The organism is Nocardia sp. NBC_01377 (assembly GCF_045040005.1).
Classification (GTDB): Bacteria; Actinomycetota; Actinomycetes; order Mycobacteriales; family Mycobacteriaceae; genus Nocardia; species Nocardia noduli.
The window spans coordinates 644,824-661,727 of the sequence record NZ_CP109566.1; the positions used below are offsets into that span (position 1 = coordinate 644,824).

General features: G+C 69.7%; 20 protein-coding genes. 10 read left to right on the forward strand and 10 right to left on the reverse strand.

Annotated features, from left to right (window positions below):
• Positions 1-373: 373 nt before the first annotated feature.
• The 4 genes from OG225_RS02995 to OG225_RS03010 form a co-directional block, all read right to left on the reverse strand.
• A complete protein-coding gene (locus tag OG225_RS02995) occupies positions 374-991 on the reverse strand; it encodes a TetR/AcrR family transcriptional regulator (protein ID WP_232839877.1) in 618 nt (205 codons plus the stop codon).
• Positions 992-1,141: 150 nt separating this feature from the next.
• Complete coding sequence (locus OG225_RS03000) at positions 1,142-1,306, reverse strand: hypothetical protein (protein ID WP_254190344.1); 165 nt, start codon at positions 1,304-1,306, stop codon at positions 1,142-1,144.
• A gap of 183 nt (positions 1,307-1,489) precedes the next feature.
• Positions 1,490-2,005: a gamma carbonic anhydrase family protein gene (locus OG225_RS03005; RefSeq protein ID WP_405180307.1), complete on the reverse strand. Its 516-nt coding sequence runs from the start codon at positions 2,003-2,005 to the stop codon at positions 1,490-1,492.
• Complete coding sequence (locus OG225_RS03010; RefSeq protein ID WP_405180308.1) at positions 2,002-2,982, reverse strand: GlxA family transcriptional regulator; 981 nt, start codon at positions 2,980-2,982, stop codon at positions 2,002-2,004. The genes OG225_RS03005 and OG225_RS03010 overlap by 4 nt, the downstream gene beginning before the upstream one ends.
• Positions 2,983-3,053: 71 nt before the next feature.
• Between OG225_RS03010 and OG225_RS03015 the strand changes: the two genes are divergently transcribed.
• Positions 3,054-3,818 carry an MBL fold metallo-hydrolase gene (locus OG225_RS03015; protein ID WP_405180309.1) on the forward strand — a complete coding sequence of 255 codons (765 nt, stop codon included), beginning with the start codon at positions 3,054-3,056 and terminating at the stop codon, positions 3,816-3,818.
• A 137-nt stretch (positions 3,819-3,955) separates the two neighbouring features.
• A complete protein-coding gene (gene ald, locus OG225_RS03020; protein WP_405180310.1) occupies positions 3,956-5,071 on the forward strand; it encodes an alanine dehydrogenase in 1,116 nt (371 codons plus the stop codon).
• 63 nt (positions 5,072-5,134) lie between these two features.
• On the opposite strand, the gene sigJ is transcribed toward ald, so the two are convergent.
• A complete protein-coding gene (sigJ, locus tag OG225_RS03025) occupies positions 5,135-6,088 on the reverse strand; it encodes an RNA polymerase sigma factor SigJ (protein WP_405180311.1) in 954 nt (317 codons plus the stop codon).
• Between the two features lie 106 nt (positions 6,089-6,194).
• Positions 6,195-6,617 (reverse strand): TIGR03618 family F420-dependent PPOX class oxidoreductase, encoded by a 423-nt coding sequence (locus OG225_RS03030; RefSeq protein WP_405180312.1) that lies wholly within the window; start codon positions 6,615-6,617, stop codon positions 6,195-6,197.
• A gap of 110 nt (positions 6,618-6,727) precedes the next feature.
• On the opposite strand from OG225_RS03030, the gene OG225_RS03035 reads away from it, so the two are divergent.
• Positions 6,728-7,651 (forward strand): cobalamin biosynthesis protein, encoded by a 924-nt coding sequence (locus OG225_RS03035; RefSeq protein ID WP_405180313.1) that lies wholly within the window; start codon positions 6,728-6,730, stop codon positions 7,649-7,651.
• Between the two features lie 6 nt (positions 7,652-7,657).
• On the opposite strand, the gene OG225_RS03040 is transcribed toward OG225_RS03035, so the two are convergent.
• Positions 7,658-8,524: an SURF1 family protein gene (locus tag OG225_RS03040; RefSeq protein ID WP_405180314.1), complete on the reverse strand. Its 867-nt coding sequence runs from the start codon at positions 8,522-8,524 to the stop codon at positions 7,658-7,660.
• On the reverse strand, positions 8,524-9,027 hold the full coding sequence (locus tag OG225_RS03045) for a low molecular weight protein-tyrosine-phosphatase (protein ID WP_216911906.1): 504 nt from the start codon (positions 9,025-9,027) through the stop codon (positions 8,524-8,526). Before OG225_RS03045 ends, OG225_RS03040 begins: the two co-directional genes overlap by 1 nt.
• Positions 9,028-9,071: 44 nt before the next feature.
• Here OG225_RS03045 and cobC point away from each other — a divergent pair, with 44 nt between their 5' ends.
• From cobC to OG225_RS03080, 7 genes are all read left to right on the forward strand, one after another.
• Complete coding sequence (gene cobC, locus OG225_RS03050; RefSeq protein WP_405180315.1) at positions 9,072-10,109, forward strand: Rv2231c family pyridoxal phosphate-dependent protein CobC; 1,038 nt, start codon at positions 9,072-9,074, stop codon at positions 10,107-10,109.
• A gap of 118 nt (positions 10,110-10,227) precedes the next feature.
• Positions 10,228-11,352: a Nif3-like dinuclear metal center hexameric protein gene (locus tag OG225_RS03055; protein WP_405180316.1), complete on the forward strand. Its 1,125-nt coding sequence runs from the start codon at positions 10,228-10,230 to the stop codon at positions 11,350-11,352.
• Positions 11,353-11,447: 95 nt separating this feature from the next.
• The gene (locus tag OG225_RS03060) at positions 11,448-12,014 is read left to right on the forward strand and encodes a hypothetical protein (RefSeq protein WP_405180317.1); all 567 of its coding nucleotides are present in this window, start codon (positions 11,448-11,450) and stop codon (positions 12,012-12,014) included.
• Between the two features lie 97 nt (positions 12,015-12,111).
• Positions 12,112-12,753, forward strand: coding sequence for a hypothetical protein (locus tag OG225_RS03065; RefSeq protein ID WP_405180318.1), 642 nt, complete (start codon positions 12,112-12,114; stop codon positions 12,751-12,753).
• Positions 12,754-12,895: 142 nt separating this feature from the next.
• On the forward strand, positions 12,896-13,633 hold the full coding sequence (locus OG225_RS03070) for a zinc ribbon domain-containing protein (protein WP_216911894.1): 738 nt from the start codon (positions 12,896-12,898) through the stop codon (positions 13,631-13,633).
• Positions 13,634-13,864: 231 nt separating this feature from the next.
• Positions 13,865-14,989, forward strand: a complete 1,125-nt coding sequence (locus tag OG225_RS03075) for a bifunctional RNase H/acid phosphatase (protein ID WP_405180319.1) — start codon at positions 13,865-13,867, stop codon at positions 14,987-14,989.
• Positions 14,990-15,152: 163 nt separating this feature from the next.
• Positions 15,153-15,857: a hypothetical protein gene (locus tag OG225_RS03080; RefSeq protein ID WP_405180320.1), complete on the forward strand. Its 705-nt coding sequence runs from the start codon at positions 15,153-15,155 to the stop codon at positions 15,855-15,857.
• 100 nt (positions 15,858-15,957) lie between these two features.
• On the opposite strand, the gene OG225_RS03085 is transcribed toward OG225_RS03080, so the two are convergent.
• Together OG225_RS03085 and OG225_RS03090 are read right to left on the reverse strand one after the other, a co-directional pair.
• A complete protein-coding gene (locus tag OG225_RS03085; protein ID WP_405180321.1) occupies positions 15,958-16,242 on the reverse strand; it encodes a hypothetical protein in 285 nt (94 codons plus the stop codon).
• 42 nt (positions 16,243-16,284) lie between these two features.
• Complete coding sequence (locus OG225_RS03090) at positions 16,285-16,878, reverse strand: NUDIX hydrolase (protein ID WP_405180322.1); 594 nt, start codon at positions 16,876-16,878, stop codon at positions 16,285-16,287.
• Positions 16,879-16,904 lie beyond the last annotated feature (26 nt).

Here is a 16,904-nt window from a genome sequence, read left to right on the forward strand (position 1 = left end):
ACTGGTCTTCCCGGATATCAGCGAACGTCCCAGGTTCGCGCTCGACCGCTCGGGGGCGGTGGTGAACGGCGACTGCTATTGGATCTCGCTCGCTGATCTCGGGGCCGGGGACCACCTGGCCCATCTGCTGATGGGCGTGGCGAATTCCGCGCTCGGAGTGCGTTTCTACGACGCGGTCTGCGGTAACCGCCTCTACGCGGGCAGGCGGCGGTGGATCACCCAGTACGTGTCGCGGTTGCCGTTGCCGGATCCCGGGTCGGCGGCGGCCGCCGAGATAGTGGGACTGGTCGGCGAATTCGTCGGCGGACGTCCGGTCGAGCCGGACGCGCAGCGGACACTCGACGAGTTGGTCGCGGCCGCGTTCGGGGTCGGCTCAGGTCGTCGCCCTGACGCCGACCATCGGGAGCAGCGTGCGCCGCGCGAACTCACGCCCGGCCTCGGCATCGCCGAGCGGGATCAGGCCGTCGGGGGTGAGGGCGAGCGACAGCGCCAGGCGGGCCATGATCTCGGCGACCAGATCGGCGTCGAAGTCGTCGTCGGCGCCGCGCAATTCGCCCAGTTTGCCCGCCAGGTACGTGCGGCCGACGGCGAGGATCGGGCCACCCTCGGTGGTGAGCCTCGGCAGGATCAGATCCGGTTCGGTCCGCAGCAGGCGGCGCAGTAGTTCGTTACCCGCGATCGCCCCGATGAAGGCGACGAAGATCTCCACGAGTTGGTTCTCGGTGCCTTCGACCGTCTGCACCCGCTTGTCGATATCGGCGACGAAACGCTGTGCCTCGCGCACGCTGACCGCCTCGACCAGGTCGTTCTTGGATTCGAATCGGCGGTAGAGGGTGGCGGGGCTGATCCCGGCTCGCCGGGCGATCTCACCCATGCTGGTGCGTTTGATGCCGAAATCCAGGAATGCCGACAGTGCGCTCTCCAGTAGTTTCTCCCCGTCTTTCACGGGCTTGTCGAGAATCCGCTGGAGCATGGGCGGAACGGTGGGCATCGAGTCTCCAGTCAGGGGCGCGCCGACGGGGCGGGGTGGGTCGTTCATTATCCCACCGGCATACGCCGTCGCGGTCCCGGATCGGCCGAAAGGTGAGTGGAAGGCATATCAAGCATCTCACTCTATCGTCGGAGGCTCTCGCGCGGTGAGCTACGGACGCGGCAGATCCAGATCGGCCATTTCCTGCTCGATCGCGTTGGCCGCGAAATCGACACCGCTGGATCGCAGTTCGTGAACCCGGCGCTGGAGCGCCTCGATACCCCCCGGTTGTGCCGCGATGTCGGCGACGCTGATCCGCCCCTTCGGCCGGTGCATATTCGTATCCCTGCACACCATCGTGATACCTCCTGCCCGCACGCCGCGTCGCTCGCCGTCCCTGGGGGACCATCTCGACGAAAACCGCTGGCAAACGTCTCGGCCGGAGCCCCCGGGACGCCGGGCACGCACCCCGAATGTTATCAGCCGCCCGTGCAGGTCATTCGACCGTTGTGCGATGACTCACAGAATCTTCGCGTCCCGGTGACCGACCATATTGTGCACGTAGACGGAGCTGTTGAGGCGGAGGCCGTCGCGTTCGTCGTCGCTCAATTCCCGGCGGACTTTGCCCGGCACCCCGGCCACGAGCGAACCCGGCGGGATCCGCGCGCCCTCGGGAATCAGCGCGTTGGCGGCGATCAGGCTGCCCTCGCCGATCACCGCGCCGTTGAGCACGGTGGCGCCCATGCCGACCAGAACGTTGTCGCCGACGGTGCAGCCGTGCAGGATCGCGTTGTGGCCCACCGATACCCCCGTGCCCACGGTCAACGGGAAGCCGGGATCGGCGTGCAGCACGCAACCGTCCTGGATGTTGGTCGCGGGTCCGATGGTGATGTCCTCGAGATCGGCGCGCAGCACCGCGCCGTACCAGACGCTGACCTCGGCGCCGAGCGTCACCCGTCCGATCACGGTGGCGGTGGGCGCGATCCAGGAACTGTCGTCGATAGTGGGGGCGACGCCGCCGAACTCAATCATCATGGGGGCAACTTAGCCGACCCGCCGCGCGGTCGATCCGCGGTCCGGAACAGCGCGCGATGCGCCGCCGGACTGGTACCGAGCAGGCGGTGGAAGTGGTGACGTAGGCTGACCGCGGTATGGAAACCGGTCGACTCGGCGATGCGGTCCACCGTCTCGTCGGTGGATTCGAGCAGCAGCCGCGCGCGGTCGGTGCGCTGGTGCAGCAGCCACTGTTGCGGACTGCTTCCGGTGCGTTCGCGGAATCTGCGGGTGAAGGTGCGCCGTGACATGAGTGCGACCCGCGCCCACCGATCGAGGTCGACCGGATCGCCGAGATGGGTTCGCGCCCACACCATCGCGCGTTCGATCGGGTCGTCGGCCGCGTCGTCGGGAACGGCCACCGGAATGTACTGGGCCTGCGAACCGCTGCGATGCGGTGCCGTGACCAGCGCGCGGGCCAGTTCGGTCGCGGCGCGGCTGCCGAGGTCGGCGCGGACCAGGTGCAGGCAGCAATCGAGTGCCGCCGCCACCCCGGCCGAGGTGACGACGTCGCCGAGATCCGACCACAGGGTGTCGGCGCGCACCCGCACCGCCGGGTAGGCGCGGCCCAGATCGGCGGCGGCGGACCAGTGCGTGGTGATCTCACGCCCGTCGGCCAGACCGCTCGCCGCGACAGCCCACGCGCCGAGGCAGAGGCCGACGATCCGGGCGCCGCGCGCGTGGGCGGCGCGCAGGGCGGCGCGGAGTTCGTCGGAGATGCCCTCGCCGGGCGGCCAACTCGGGATCACCACGGTGTCGGCCGCGTCGAACACCTCGAGTCCGTGCTCGACGTGGATGTCGAAACCGGCCGGGGTGCGCAGGGTGCCCGGCTGTTCGGCGCACACGCGCACCACATACGGCGCCGGGCCCTGTGCCCCGACGCGGCCGAAGACGAGCGTCGGCACGGAGAGATGGAACGGGCTGATGCCGTCGAAGGCCAGAACCGCCACGAAACGCATGGCCCGATATTAGCGATAGGTGGCTCGCGGGCCACTGTCGGCGGTCCAGGATTCGTCGGACGATCGACGCCATGACCGAGACGATCACCCGCACAGTCGAAGCCCTGCTCGTCGGCGGACCGACACTGCGACTGCGCTACGCCGGACTCACCTGGCTCACCGACCCCACCTTCGACGCCCCCGGCGACTACCCGGGCCCCGTCACCCTGCACAAGATCGCCGGACCCGCGATCGGCCCGGACGAGGTCGGCGCGGTCGACGTGGTCCTGCTCTCCCACGATCAGCACGCCGACAATCTCGACACCTCGGGCCGCGCCTTCCTCGATGGCGTCGATACCGTGCTCTCGACCGCCGACGCCGCGAGTCGGTTGGACGGCGTTCGGGCGCTGGAGAATTGGGAGACCGTGACGATCGGCGCGGCACAGGTGACCGGCGTGCCCGCGTTGCACGGCCCGCCCGGATGCGAGCCGGTGACCGGCGTCGTCACCGGATTCGTCCTGCGGGCCGACGGCGAGCCGACCGTGTACATCTCCGGTGACAACGCGTCGGTGGACCTGGTGCGGGAGATCGTCGACCGCGTCGGCCCCATCGATATCGCCGTCCTGCACGTGGGCGCCGCCAATGTCGATATCTTCGGCGACACCGACGTCACCCTGAACGGGCGCAGCGCGCTGCGGGCCGCCGAACTGCTCGGCGACGCGGTGATCGTCCCCGTCCACGCCGAGGGCTGGGCGCATTTCAGCGAGACCCTGGACTATCTGACGCGGGTGTTCGACTACGCGGGCAGCGCGGGGCGGTTGCGCGTGCTTCGGGCGGGGGAGGCGACGGCGATCTGAACGGGCGGCCCCCGCGGACATTCCGCCCGGCGATCGACCGATATCCGGCGAGTTCGGCCGAATTCGTCCGCGTGGACCGGGACGTCGATGCGCGCGCCCTCGTGGCGAACACGGCGGGTGTGGGCCACGATGGCGTTATGAAGATCGGAGTTCCGCGTGAGATCAAGGAACAGGAGTTCCGGGTCGCGCTGACACCGGCGGGCGCGGGCGAACTGGTCAGGCACGGGCACCAGGTGCTGATCGAGGCGGGGGCGGGCGTCGGGTCGGGGTTCGGCGATATCGACTACACCGGCGCGGGCGCCCGGCTCGCGTCCACCGCCGAGGAGGTGTGGCGGACGGCGGAACTGGTCTTGAAGGTGAAGGAGCCGATCGCGCCGGAGTATCCGCGCATGCGCTCGGGGCAGGTGCTGTTCACCTATCTGCACCTGGCGGCGTCGCGCGAATGCACCGACGCGATCCTGCGCTCGGCGATCACCGCCATCGCCTACGAGACCGTGCGCGCGGCGGACGGCTCGCTACCGCTGCTCGCGCCGATGAGCGAAGTCGCGGGCAAACTCGGCACCCAGGTCGGGGCGTATCACCTCATGGCGCCGCTGGGCGGAGCTGGTGTGCTGCTCGGCGGGGTGCCCGGGGTGCGTCCCGCCGATGTGGTCGTGCTCGGCGGGGGCGTCGCGGGAACCGACGCGGCGAGCGTGGCGGTGGGGATGGGCGCGCGGGTGACCGTCCTCGACACGAACCTGAACCGTCTGCGCGCGCTCGACGCCCGATTCCAGGGGCGGCTGACGACGCTGGCGTCCAACGCGGTCGAGATCGAGCGGGCGGTACTCGGAGCGGATCTGGTGATCGGGTCCGTGCTGGTGCCGGGCGCACGGGCGCCGAAACTGATCTCCGAGGAACTCGTCGCCCGCATGCGACCGGGGTCGGTACTGGTCGACATCGCCATCGACCAGGGCGGATGTTTCGAAGGTTCGCGCCCGACCACGCACGCGAATCCCACCTTCCGGGTGGCGAATTCGCTGTACTACTGCGTGGCGAACATGCCGGGCGCGGTACCGCACACCTCGACCGTCGCACTCACCAACGCGACACTGCCCTACGTGCTCGCCATCGCGGACCGCGGTTCGCGGCAGGCGTGCGTGGAGTACCCGGAACTTGCTCGCGGGATGACGGCCGAAGCGGGGCGGTTGCTGTCGGTGGAAGTGGCTGCGGCGCACGGGTATTCGGCACCCACGGTGGTGGGGTCTGTCGGGTAGGGCCGACACGGGGGTGCGCCGATCGGCCCGGCCCGCGCGGTCGGCCGACGACCGCGCGTTCGACTACTCGGTCTTCTCGCTGCGTCCCAAATACCAGTCGGGGACGCCGCTGGTCGGCAGGTCGTGCAATTTATCGGGATTGCGGACGACATTGATCGCGACGATCCGGCCCGCGTCGACGGTGAAATCGAAGACCCCGGTGTGGTTGCCGTCGAAGACCACCAGGCCGGGGCGGCCGTTGACCAGGACCGCGCGGCCCCAGCCGCCCTGCGCCGAGGGCGCGTGATACCAGCCGAGCAGCATCTTCGCGATGAGTTCCGCGCCGTGCACGGGTTTGCGAATGGCGGGCACCTTGCCGCCGCCGTCCGCGGTGAGGCTGACGTTCGCGTCCAGCACACCGAGCAACGCGCTCAGATCGCCCGAACGCCAGGCCAGCGCGAACGCCGACACCACCTTCTCCTGCTCGTCGGACGAGGCGGGGAAGCGCGGGGTGCCGTCCTCGACGCGTTTGCGAGCGCGCGAGGCCAGCTGCCGCACCGCCGCGGGCGTGCGTCCGACCACTTCGGCGACGTCGGGGCCGCTCATGCCGAACACGTCCTGCAACACGAAGGCGGTGCGCTCGGCCGGTGACAGCGATTCCAGGACCACGAGCAGCGCGGTGGTGACCCGCTCGTCCTGCGCGATCCGATCGGCCGGATCGTCCCAGCTGGTGACCTCCGGTTCCGGCAGCCACTCGCCGACGTACTGCTCCCTGCGGGCGCGCGCCGAACCCAGCAGATCGAGGGCGAGCCTGCCGGTGACGGTGCTGAGCCAGGCGCGCAGATTGTCGATCTCGTCGGCTCGACCCGCCGCGTGCTGACGTTGCAGGCGCAGCCACGCCTCCTGCACCACATCGTCGGCATCGGTCAGACTGCCCAGCGTGCTGTAGGCGAGCCTGCGCAGATACGGGCGATGCTCCTCGAACCTTCGAGCCAGTTCGGCGGCATCGAGCTGTTCGGCGGGTCTGTCGTCGGTCACTGCAACCACCGTTTCGATCGTGTCGACGCCCGGACTGGCGGACGCGTGTCGGATGCTGACACCGAGGTGACGATGCGAGTGTCCCGAGTGTGACATCGCGATCGGGTCAGGAGGACCAGGGGCCGATGCCACCCACCTCGTCGATGCGGATGCGGGTGAGGAAACCGGGTGGGGCGTCGTCCGGCGGGAATCCGGCGCCCGGCGCCGCGAGCGTTTCGGCGAGTTCGGCCAGCAGTTCGGGCGCGCCGCCTTCCTCGATCCGGGCGGTGCCGGTGATCGCCAGGTACGGCCGCATGATGTCGCCGCCCTCGTGCGACAGGATGGTCACCGCGACCCGTCCGTCACGCCGCACATTGCGCACCTTCCGATATTCGCCCAGATGCGCGGTGACGAGTTCGTCGCCTTCGGGGGTGGATCGCAAGGCCACCCACACCACACTGACCTGCGGACTGCCGTTCGGATTGAGGGTCACCAGCGTCGCGTCGGCCCCGCCGCCGATCAGCGCGCGAGCGGCGTCATCGAGTCTCATGTGCAAGTTCTACAGTGCGCCCGGCGGATTCATTCCCGGTCCGTGATCGGTGGCAGGTGATGATCCGGCCGGTCGAGGGCGGGGAGGGGAGGGGCGGATACCCTCGCCGGATGCGGAACGGGTTTGCGAACGCGGCCGGGCTGGTACTCGGGTTCGCGCTGGATCGGGTGTTCGGTGATCCGCGGCGTTGGCATCCGGTCGCCGGGTTCGGTAGCGCGGCGCTGGCGTTGGAACGGCGGACCTACGCCGATCGGCGGTCGGCGGGGGTGGTGCACGAGATCGTGGCTGTGGGCGGCGTGGTCGGGCTCGGGCTGGTGCTGCGCCGGGGCGGGGTGGTGGCGACGGCGCTGGCCACCTGGACCGTGCTCGGTGGTCGCACTCTCGCGGGGACCGGGCGGGAGATGGCGGAGAGGCTGGAATCCGGTGATCTGGACGGGGCCAGGCGATTGCTGCCCTCGCTGTGCGGGCGTGACCCCGAGGTGCTCGACGCGGACGGACTCGCCCGCGCCGCACTCGAATCGATCGCGGAGAACACCTCCGACGCGACGGTCGCGCCGCTGCTGTGGGGTGCGGTCGCGGGGGTGCCGGGCCTGCTCGGATACCGCGCGATCAACACCCTCGACGCCATGATCGGCTACCGCAACGATCGTTACCAGCGGTTCGGGTGGGCCGCGGCGCGGACCGACGATGTGGCGAATCTGGTTCCCGCGCGGGTCACCGGTCTGCTGACGGCCGCCCTCGCCCCGGTCGCGGGCGGTCGCGCCGCCGACTCGCTGGCCGCGTGGCGACGGGACGCGGCCGGACACCCGAGCCCGAACGCGGGGGTGGTCGAAGCGACGATGGCGGGTGCGCTCGGCGTCGGACTCGGCGGGGTCACCCGGTACCGCCACGGCACCGAATCGCGGCCGCGGCTGGGCGACGGGCCCGCCCCGACCGTCCCCGACCTGCGTCGCGCGGTGCGCATGTCCGAAGCCGTGCAGGCGGCGGCGGTGCTGGTGGCCGCGGGCTACGCGCTCGCCGCCGGACGACGCTGACCGCTCTCAGGACCTGGTGCGTCCGTAACGGTCGGCCAGGCGATCTCGCGGCACCACCGATTCGGGTTCGAGCGGTTCGGTGGCGGTCGGCCCGGTGGCGACCCGTTCGGCGGCGGACTTCTCCTTGCGCCGCTCCCTGATCTCCGCGTACACGAAGTAGCCGAGGCCGAGGGGCGCCATGATGCCGAACGCGAGCCACTGCAACCCGTAGGACAGGTACGGTCCGGCGTCGAGTTGCGGCAGCGGCGTGGGGGAGAACGCGCCGGGCTGGTCCTGCGAGAGCTGGAGATAGCCACTTCGGTCACCGGCCGGGATCGGGGTCAGCGGCAGGCCGATCACCCCGGCCTCCTGGGTGGTGTCGATCGAGTACACCTGCCGGAAACCGTCCTCGGTCACCGGTTCCCGCCCCGGCGTGACACCTTCGGATGCCCGGACGCGGCCTTCGACACGCTGCGACCCGGCGGGCGGATCCGGAATCGCCGGTGGTCGCGAACCGCCGTCGACACCCGCGACGAGGCCGCGATCGACCAGAAGTACGCGCCCGTCGGTCAACGCGAAGGCGGTCAGCACCGAATAGCCGGGCGCGCCGTCCAGATGACGGAGCCGGACCAGCACCGTCGAATTCGGGACGAAACTGCCGGTCGCGGTGACCCGACGCCATTCGGTGCCGTTGTCGGCGTCGTCGAGCATGGTGGTGATATCGACCGGATCCGCTCGGACCGAATCGGCGATCAGCTGATTGCGATGCGAGGTCGAGGTGTTCTTGCCGAGCTGCCACGGCGCGAGCACCGTGAAACACAGGTAGGCGAACGCGACCACGAGCGCGGCCAGGATGACCCAGCTCGGCCGAAGCAGGAAGGCGATTCTGCGCATCAGCGTCGTCGTCCGTCGGGGGCCGCGTCGCCGAGGGCGGTGTGGGTCCACTCCAGCAGGCCGGGCATCGCGGCTTCGATCTGCTCGCGGACGATCTCGAAATCCGAGGTGTCGCCGTAGTACGGGTCGGGAACGTCGGGTCCGTCGGCGTCCGGGTCGAAGCTGCGCAGGAGTCTGCGCCGGTCCGAGGGCACTCCGGCCTCGGCCAGCGCGCGTTCGTGGCCACGGTCCATGGCGATCAGCAGATCCGCACCGCGATGGTCGGGCCCGAGCAGTGCCGCCGCGTGTCCGATCGGATAGCCGTATCGGCGCAGCGTCGACGTGGTGCGCGGGTCGGCGTCGTCTCCGACGTGCCAGCCGCCGGTGCCCGCGCTGCTCACCCGCACCCGATCGGTCAGACCCTCTTCGCTCAGATGGTGCGCGAATATCTTCTCCGCCATCGGCGAACGGCAGATGTTGCCGGTACAGACGAACGATATGTGCAGCTCACCCACGACAACCATTCTGGCCGGTGACGCCGCGAGGCCGCCACGTAGGGTGTTGGATCGTGCCATCGGACCCGGTCGATCATGCGAAACTACGCCACCACGGCGATGTGGACGCACACCCCGGACTGCTCGATTTCGCGGTGAACGTGCAGGGCAGCGCCCCGCCGCGGTGGTTGCGCGAGCGGCTGGCGGCCTGCCTGACCGACCTCGGCCGCTACCCGAGCGCCGACGCGGAATCCGCCGCGCGCGCGGCGGTGGCGGCCAGGCACGGTCGCGCTCCGGAGGAGGTCCTGCTGCTCGCGGGCGCGGCCGAGGGGTTCGCGATGCTGCCCCGGTTCACGCCGCGACTGGCCGCGGTGATCCACCCGTCGTTCACCGAACCGGAACTGGCGCTGCGCGAGGCGGACATCCCGGTGACGCGGGTCGTCCTCGAACCGCCCTACACCCTGGATCCGGCCGCCGTCCCCGCCGACGCCGACATGGTGGTCCTCGGTAACCCGACCAACCCCACCTCGGTGCTGCATCCCGCCGACACCCTGCGTGCCCTGCGCCGCCCGGGCCGACTCGTCGTGGTCGACGAAGCGTTCACCGACGCGGTGGTCGGCGAACCGGAATCCCTGGCCGCCGACGCCACACCGGACGTGCTCGTGCTGCGCAGCCTCACCAAGACCTGGGCGCTCGCGGGCTTGCGGTGCGGGTACTTCCTCGGCGCGCCCGAGGTACTGACCCGGCTCGGCCAGGGGCGTCCGCACTGGCCGCTCGGCAGTCTGCAACTGGAGGCGATCACCGCGACCGCCGCACCCGACGCCGTCGCCTGGGCTCAGCGCCGCGCGGCCGTGATCGCCGAGGAGCGCGCCGCGATGATCGGGCGTCTGACCGCGCTCGGCGTCGACGTGCACACCCCCGCGCAGGGCCCCTTCCTGCTGCTGCGGGTGCCGGACGGCGAACTGCTGCGCAAACACCTCGCCGACCTCGGCGTCGCGGTCCGCCGCGCGGATACGTTTCCCGGCCTCGGCCCGAACCACCTGCGGGTCGCGGTGCGCGGGGCCGCCGAGGTGGATCGCCTGGTCGAGGCGATCGAGCAGGCGGGTCTGTGACAGCCGCGCGGTCATCGGAGGTCGCGGCGTACGGACCTCGGAATATCCGGGGCGCGGATGTGGGCCGACGCCGACGGCGGCGAATCGACAGGTGTGAGTCCGGAGCAGGGAGAGGCTGATGGTGACGACGCTGGCGGAACTCATCGGGGTGCTGGACGCGGCCTACCCGCCGAAACTGGCGGAATCGTGGGATTCGGTCGGGCTGGTCTGCGGTGATCCCTCCGACGAGGTGAGCCGGGTCCTGTTCGCCGTCGACGCGACAGCGGACGTGGTGGACGCGGCGATCGGGGAACGCGCGCAGGCGCTGATCGTGCACCATCCGCTGCTGCTGCGCGGCGTCGACACGGTGGCGGCCGACACCCCGAAGGGCGCGCTGGTGCACCGGCTGATCCGATCGGGCTGCGCGCTGTTCTCCGCGCACACCAACGCCGATTCCGCCGCTCCCGGCGTCTCCGACGCGCTCGCGAACGCGCTCGGTCTCACCGTCACCGGGGTGCTCGACCCGAAACCCACGGCCGCGGTCGACAGCTGGGTGGTGCAGGTACCGCGCACCCATACCGAGGCGGTGCTCGCGGCGTTGTTCGGCGCGGGCGCGGGCGGGTCCGGCAACTACCACGACTGCGCGGTCCACGTGCCCAGCGTCGGCCAGTTCCGTCCGATGCCCGGCGCGAATCCCGCGATCGGCACCGTCGGCGAACTCCAGCGCGTGGACGAGGACCGGATCGAGGTCATCGCGCCGCCCGCGGCCCGTGGCGCGCTGCTCACCGCGTTGCGCGCCGCCCACCCGTACGAGGAACCCGCCTATCACGTCACCGAGCGCGCGCCGTTCCCCTCCGGCGTCGGCATCGGCCGGGTCGGCGTTCTGCCGCGACCGCAGACATTGCGCGCCTTCACCGCCGGGGTGCGCGCCGCGCTGCCGCAGACCGTCTGGGGTGTCCGCGCGGCGGGTGATCCGGATCGGATGATCGAGAACGTCGCCGTCTGCGGCGGTGCCGGCGATTCCTATCTCGGGAAGGTGGCGCGGCTCGAGGTCGACGCCTATGTCACCTCCGATCTGCGTCACCATCCGGCCGACGAACATCTGCGCGCGGGCGGTCCCGCGCTGGTCGACGCCGCCCACTGGGCCACGGAATTCCCGTGGTGCGCCCAGGCCGCCGATATCGTGCGCCGCGCGTTCCCCACGCTGGAAACCCACGTCTCGAACCTGCGCACCGACCCGTGGACGGTGAGCGGCGCCGAGTGAACGTGACCTGAGCACCGGCGATTCGAATGGCGCATCCGGCGGTTCACGCCGAGGATATGTGCAGGTCGGATCGCCGCACGAAGGGACTGTTCTGCATGGAACTCACGGTGAACGACGGCGCGGCGACCGGGATCGCCGACATTCTCGAGACCTGGGCTTCCGCGCTCGGCGGTGACTACCGCGGCTATCTGAATCACGCCATCCGTGTCGTGCAGGTCGCCGACCTGCTGCATCTGCGCGCGGGCGGCGGCGAGGCGGAACTGCCGAGCGCGCTGCCGGAATTCGTGGTGGCCGCCGCCTTCCACGATCTCGGTATCTGGAGCGACGGCACCTGGGACTATCTGCCGCCGTCCATCGAACGCGCCCAGCGGTGGTTGCGCGACACCGGCGACGAGACCCGAATACCACTGGTGACGACCATGATCGACGATCACCACAAACTACGCGCCGCGGCCGGGCCGCTGTCGCCCGTGGAACTGTTCCGCAAGGCCGACACCGTCGATTTCACGAGTGGCATCGTGCGCTTCGGTCTGTCGGCGCGCGACTATCGCGCGGTGCGCCGCGCCTTTCCCAGTTCCGGATTCCATTGGAAACTGGTCAGACTGGCGACCGCGGGCGCGCTGCGTCATCCGCTGCACCCGGCGCCGATGGTGAAGTTCTAGGCCCCGCGCGACCCCGCCTCTGTCCTATTTGCGCGTGTTGTCGGTGTGTCGCGATGTTCACCCGAATCGAAACCTCCGGACCGGGTACAACTACCGCATGAACTACCCGGTGGACTTCGGGTTCGTGCAGGTCGGCCTGATCCTGCTCATCCTGATCGCAGTGGCGCTGATCGTCTCGGCGTTGGTAATGGTGCGCAAAGTGGGGCCGCGTGTGCTGCTCGGACGGGGTGCGGGTGGGTTGGTCCTACTCGTCGCCGCCGTGGGCCTGCTCTGGATAGCGACCCTGATGCAGACATATCTCGGATTGAGCGGCGAGATCAAGGCCGCCCACGTCGTCGTGAAAGAGGTTGCCGGGCAGGAACATCAGCTGGAAGTCGAACTCACCCTCTACGGTGACGAGAACCACGACGAGCGCAAGGAGACCTACCGGGTCCAGGGCGATCTGTGGGTGCTCCAGGCCAATATCGTGGAACTGGAGCCGTGGGTGAACGCGCTCGGATTCCACTCCGGATACCAGGTCACCCGGCTCTACGGTCAGCGCCTCGACGGTGTCGCGACCACCCAGAACCAGCTCTTCGTCAACGGGGACGACAAGGATTTCTTCGCCGACATGCGCGAGGGCAAGTGGTACACCGAACCTTTCGTTCGCTCCGCCTATGGCAACGCGGTCATCTCGACACCGGGTGAGTACGACGTGTTCATCTCCCGTGACGCCATCAAGACCCGCGCGGCGGGGTAGTAGGCGGTCGGGGGTGGGGCCGGTCACCGGCCTCGCGTCCGATCGCGCCGACGCCGGGGTACGGTTGAGCACTGGTATTCGACGCCCGAGGGGCGGTTCGGGTACTTCCACCCTTCCCATAGCGTTCAGGAGCTTCCCCGCGTTGAATGTCGAATCATCGATCCAGGCCAAGCTGCTCCGGCTCGCCGCTGTCGACGCCGAGTCGACGCGGATCGCGCATCGTCGCAACGTGCTGCCCGAGCAGCAGGAGGTCGCCCGATTGGAGGCGGAGCGCAATGCGCACAAGGACGCCGCCGTGGCGGTGGAGATCCAGCTGGACGATCTCGATCGCGACATCAAGAAGCTCGAGGGCGAGGTCGACGCGGTACGCAAGCGCGAGGATCGTGATCGCGGCATGCTGAGCGCCGGAACCGTGAACGCCAAACAGCTTTCGGAACTCCAACACGAGCTGGGCAGCCTGGAGCGGCGGCGTTCGGTCCTGGAGGACGAACTGCTCGAGGTGATGGAACGGCGCGAGGCCTCCGCCGCCGATCACGATCACGCGGGCGCCCGTCTCAGCAAGACCGAGGAGGAACTGGCCGACGCGCAACGCCAGCGGGACGAGGCCGTGGCCGATCTCGATGTGGCCCAGCAGCGGTGCGAGCGGGACCGGGCGGATCTGATCCAGCTCTTTCCCGGTGAACTGCTGACCGTCTACGACAAGCAGCGCGCCCAGCAGGGTGCGGGCGCCGCGCTGCTCCAGGCCAGGCGGTGCGGCGCGTGCCGCATCGAACTCGACCGCGGTGAGATCGCGCGGATCGCCAAGACCGCGCCCGATGTGGTGGTCCGCTGCTCGGAATGCGGTGCGATTCTCGTTCGCACCAAGGAATCGGGTCTGTGACCTGCTCCGATCCCATCGCCGCCCCGGCTTCGGGCATGGCGGATGACAGGCGCTGAGCGTGTGGTGGTAAGCACACTTCGCACGGAAACGGCCCGGTCCGGTCGAAACGGGCTCGCTGTCGAAGTGGGCGGCTAGCGTGAGGTCGTGGCCGACCGGGTGTGCGAGCGCGGCGGCCGGGACCGGTCGAAGCGGCTCGGCGTCGGCGTCCGTCATGAGCGAGGAGTTCGGGTAGTGAGCAACGAACACGTGATCATCGAGGCGGACGGAGGGTCGCGCGGCAATCCGGGACCCGCCGGCTACGGCGCGGTGGTCTTCGCCGACGACCACGCGCGGGTACTCGCCGAACGCCGCGAATTCATCGGCGTCGCGACCAACAATGTCGCCGAGTACCGAGGTCTGATCGCGGGCCTCGAGGCCGCGACCGAACTGGGCGCGCGCGTGGTCGAGGTCCGCATGGACTCCAAACTCGTCGTCGAACAGATGTCGGGACGCTGGAAGATCAAGCACGCGTCCATGATTCCGCTGGCCGACCGCGCGCGCAGACTGGCCGCGGCCTTCGATCGGGTGGGTTTCACCTGGATCCCACGCGCCGAGAACTCCCACGCCGACCGGCTGGCCAACGAGGCCATGGACGACGCGAGCGTGGTCGACGAGGTGCGCGGAGCCCTGTCGACGCCCGCCGAGGAGCGCAAGCTCGCACTGGCCGCCGCCCCGTCCTCGCCCGGCTGGACCGGCGCCGTCGGCAGCCCGACGCGGCTGCTGCTGCTGCGGCACGGCCAGACCGCCCTGTCCGTGGAACGCCGATATTCCGGACGCGGCAATCCGCCGCTGACCGAACTCGGTCGCGAACAGGCCGCACGGGCCGCCAAGATGCTCCCGACCAAGGGCGATATCGCCGCGGTCGTCAGTTCGCCGCTGGATCGCGCCAGGGAAACCGCCGAGGCGGCCGGTGCCGCGCTCGGCGCACCGGTGCGGGTACTCGACGGTCTGATCGAAACCGATTTCGGCGAGTGGGACGGCCTGACCTTCGCCGAGGCCGCTCAGCGCGACCCCGAACTGCACGCCCGCTGGCTCGGCGACACCGCGGTGTCACCGCCCGGCGGCGAGAGTTTCGACCGGGTGCGCGAGCGGATCGAATCGGTCCGCCGCGACCTCGTCGCCCTGTATCCGGGACAGAACGTGGTCACGGTCAGCCACGTGACGCCGATCAAGACCCTGCTGCAACTGGCGCTGGGGGTCGGGCCGTCGCTGCTGTACCGGCTGCACCTGGATCTGGCATCGTTGTCGATCGCGGAGTTCTATCCGGACGGTGGTTCGTCGGTGCGCCTGGTCAACGACACCTCGTACCTGAACTAGAAGCCGTGATGCGGGCGGATCCGCGAAAGAATGGCCGATCTCCCAGCGCGGTAGTACATTTCGTGCGGGGTTGGTGGGGGAATACTGCCGCGAGGTGTGGTGCGGTCACACCCGGGCGAATCCGGGTGTCGGCCCGGATTCTTGGAGAAGGAGAGTAACTGCTGTGAGATTCAGAGGGGTGGCGGCCGTTGTTGCCGTCATCGCGAGTGTCGGTGCCGTCGTGGCGGGTATGGCGCAGGCCGCGCCGGGGAGTGTGGTCCTCGGCGGCAGTTCGGGCCTCGTCTTCGACAACAACTCGGCGTGCTCGCTGACCGCCATCGGCTACGACAACGCCAATCGGCTCGTCGGGCTGACCGCGGGTCACTGCGCGCCCGCCGGTGCGCGGCTGGCCTCGGAGGGCGCGATGGAGGCGGGCGCCGTCGGTGTCGTGGCGTACTCCGACAACGGGGAGGGTCTGGATTACGCGGTTCTGCAATTCGACCCGGCGAAGGTCACCCCGGCGCGGGTCATCGGCGCCACCACCATCAACGGCATCGGTGGACAGCCGGGTCCGGGAACGACCGTGTGCTCCAACGGCCGCACCAGCGGTCCGGGCTGCGGTGTCGTCTGGGGAACCCTCGACGAGTCGGTCACCATCAACCAGGCGTGCTCCAAGCCGGGTGATTCGGGCGGTCCGGTCACCGTGGGTGACAAGCTGGTCGGCATGAACCAGGGCAGGCTCACCGGCCTTGCCGGGATCGGCTTCGACCTGCCCTGCGCGACGGCGGCGAACCCGATCCATTCGCCCGCGTTCTTCGCGCCGATCGACATCATCCTCGCCGCCGTCAACGCCACCGGTGGCGTCGGCAGCGGATTCCGGACCTTCTGAGCCGGAGAGTTCCACCCTCGCCGCCGCGTGCCCGAACGGGTCGCGGCGGCGAGTCGTTTCCGTCGTCCCTACGTGGCCGGATCGGCCTGAACTCACCGAGTCAGTCGAATACGGCCAGCCGCAGCCGCGAGGTGTAGGTACCGGCGCGGCCGAGTGCGTCGATGGCGGCGTCGAGTTCGATCGTCGCCTCCTCGAAGACCTCACGCGCGCCCGCCACGCAGTACGCGGGCGTGATGAGTGCGCCGATGCCCTCGGTGTCGAGCAGAAGTCCCGACGCGGGCAGGGCGCGGTAGTCCTCGGTCAAATCCGCCAGGGCGCGGCGTAATTCCGTCACCTGGGCGAGGATGCCCGCGCGGCGTGCGTCGAGCAGTTGCGGATCGGTCATGATGTGCGCTCGATTCTCCTGCGGGACCACGACACTCGCAATCTACCCCCGTCCCCTCCGCGACGGCGTCCTACCCGACGCCCTGATCGCCGAGTCGAGCTTGGCGAGGAAACGGGATATGTGCGGGTCGGATTCGAGGTGGACGATTTCCCCGATGTCGAACCACCTGCCCTCGCCGAATTCACGTGGGTCGAGGGCGTATTCGCGGGTGCGGTCACCACGGATGACGTACCAGAGGCTGACATCCTCGTGCCCGCCGCTCGGCCCGACCGTGGTGACGGTGAGGAACAGCGGATCCGTGCCGACCACATCGAAATCGGCCTCGATCCCCAATTCCTCGAACGTCTCACGCCGCGCCGCGGTCGACGGTGACTCGCCGGGGTCGACGTGGCCGCCGGTGGGCAGCCACAGCCCCGCGAGCAGGTGACTGCCCAGGAAGACCGCCCCGGCGTCCGGATCGACCAGGACGACGTAGGACACCAGATGCCGCGGCGGCTCCGCCGGTTTCACGCGACGGAACACGTCGTCGGTGGCGGCCATCCACGACAGTGTCGTCGCGATATGGGCGCGTTCCAGGTCGTCGAATGCTTCGATCCCGCCGACGATCTCGGCGATTTCCGCTGTCACCGAATTCATGGATCGAGACCGTAGCGGCAGGTACC

Bases quoted from the DNA above. Each gene is read 5' to 3' on its own strand.
- OG225_RS02995 (WP_232839877.1), bottom strand. From the start codon at position 991: ATGCCCACCGTTCCGCCCATGCTCCAGCGGATTCTCGACAAGCCCGTG.
- OG225_RS03000 (WP_254190344.1), bottom strand. From the start codon at position 1,306: ATGCACCGGCCGAAGGGGCGGATCAGCGTCGCCGACATCGCGGCACAA.
- OG225_RS03005 (WP_405180307.1), bottom strand. From the start codon at position 2,005: ATGATGATTGAGTTCGGCGGCGTCGCCCCCACTATCGACGACAGTTCC.
- OG225_RS03010 (WP_405180308.1), bottom strand. From the start codon at position 2,982: ATGCGTTTCGTGGCGGTTCTGGCCTTCGACGGCATCAGCCCGTTCCAT.
- OG225_RS03015 (WP_405180309.1), top strand. From the start codon at position 3,054: ATGACCGAGACGATCACCCGCACAGTCGAAGCCCTGCTCGTCGGCGGA.
- ald (WP_405180310.1), top strand. From the start codon at position 3,956: ATGAAGATCGGAGTTCCGCGTGAGATCAAGGAACAGGAGTTCCGGGTC.
- OG225_RS03030 (WP_405180312.1), bottom strand. From the start codon at position 6,617: ATGAGACTCGATGACGCCGCTCGCGCGCTGATCGGCGGCGGGGCCGAC.
- OG225_RS03035 (WP_405180313.1), top strand. From the start codon at position 6,728: ATGCGGAACGGGTTTGCGAACGCGGCCGGGCTGGTACTCGGGTTCGCG.
- OG225_RS03040 (WP_405180314.1), bottom strand. From the start codon at position 8,524: ATGCGCAGAATCGCCTTCCTGCTTCGGCCGAGCTGGGTCATCCTGGCC.
- OG225_RS03045 (WP_216911906.1), bottom strand. From the start codon at position 9,027: ATGGTTGTCGTGGGTGAGCTGCACATATCGTTCGTCTGTACCGGCAAC.
- OG225_RS03055 (WP_405180316.1), top strand. From the start codon at position 10,228: ATGGTGACGACGCTGGCGGAACTCATCGGGGTGCTGGACGCGGCCTAC.
- OG225_RS03060 (WP_405180317.1), top strand. From the start codon at position 11,448: ATGGAACTCACGGTGAACGACGGCGCGGCGACCGGGATCGCCGACATT.
- OG225_RS03065 (WP_405180318.1), top strand. From the start codon at position 12,112: ATGAACTACCCGGTGGACTTCGGGTTCGTGCAGGTCGGCCTGATCCTG.
- OG225_RS03085 (WP_405180321.1), bottom strand. From the start codon at position 16,242: ATGACCGATCCGCAACTGCTCGACGCACGCCGCGCGGGCATCCTCGCC.
- OG225_RS03090 (WP_405180322.1), bottom strand. From the start codon at position 16,878: ATGAATTCGGTGACAGCGGAAATCGCCGAGATCGTCGGCGGGATCGAA.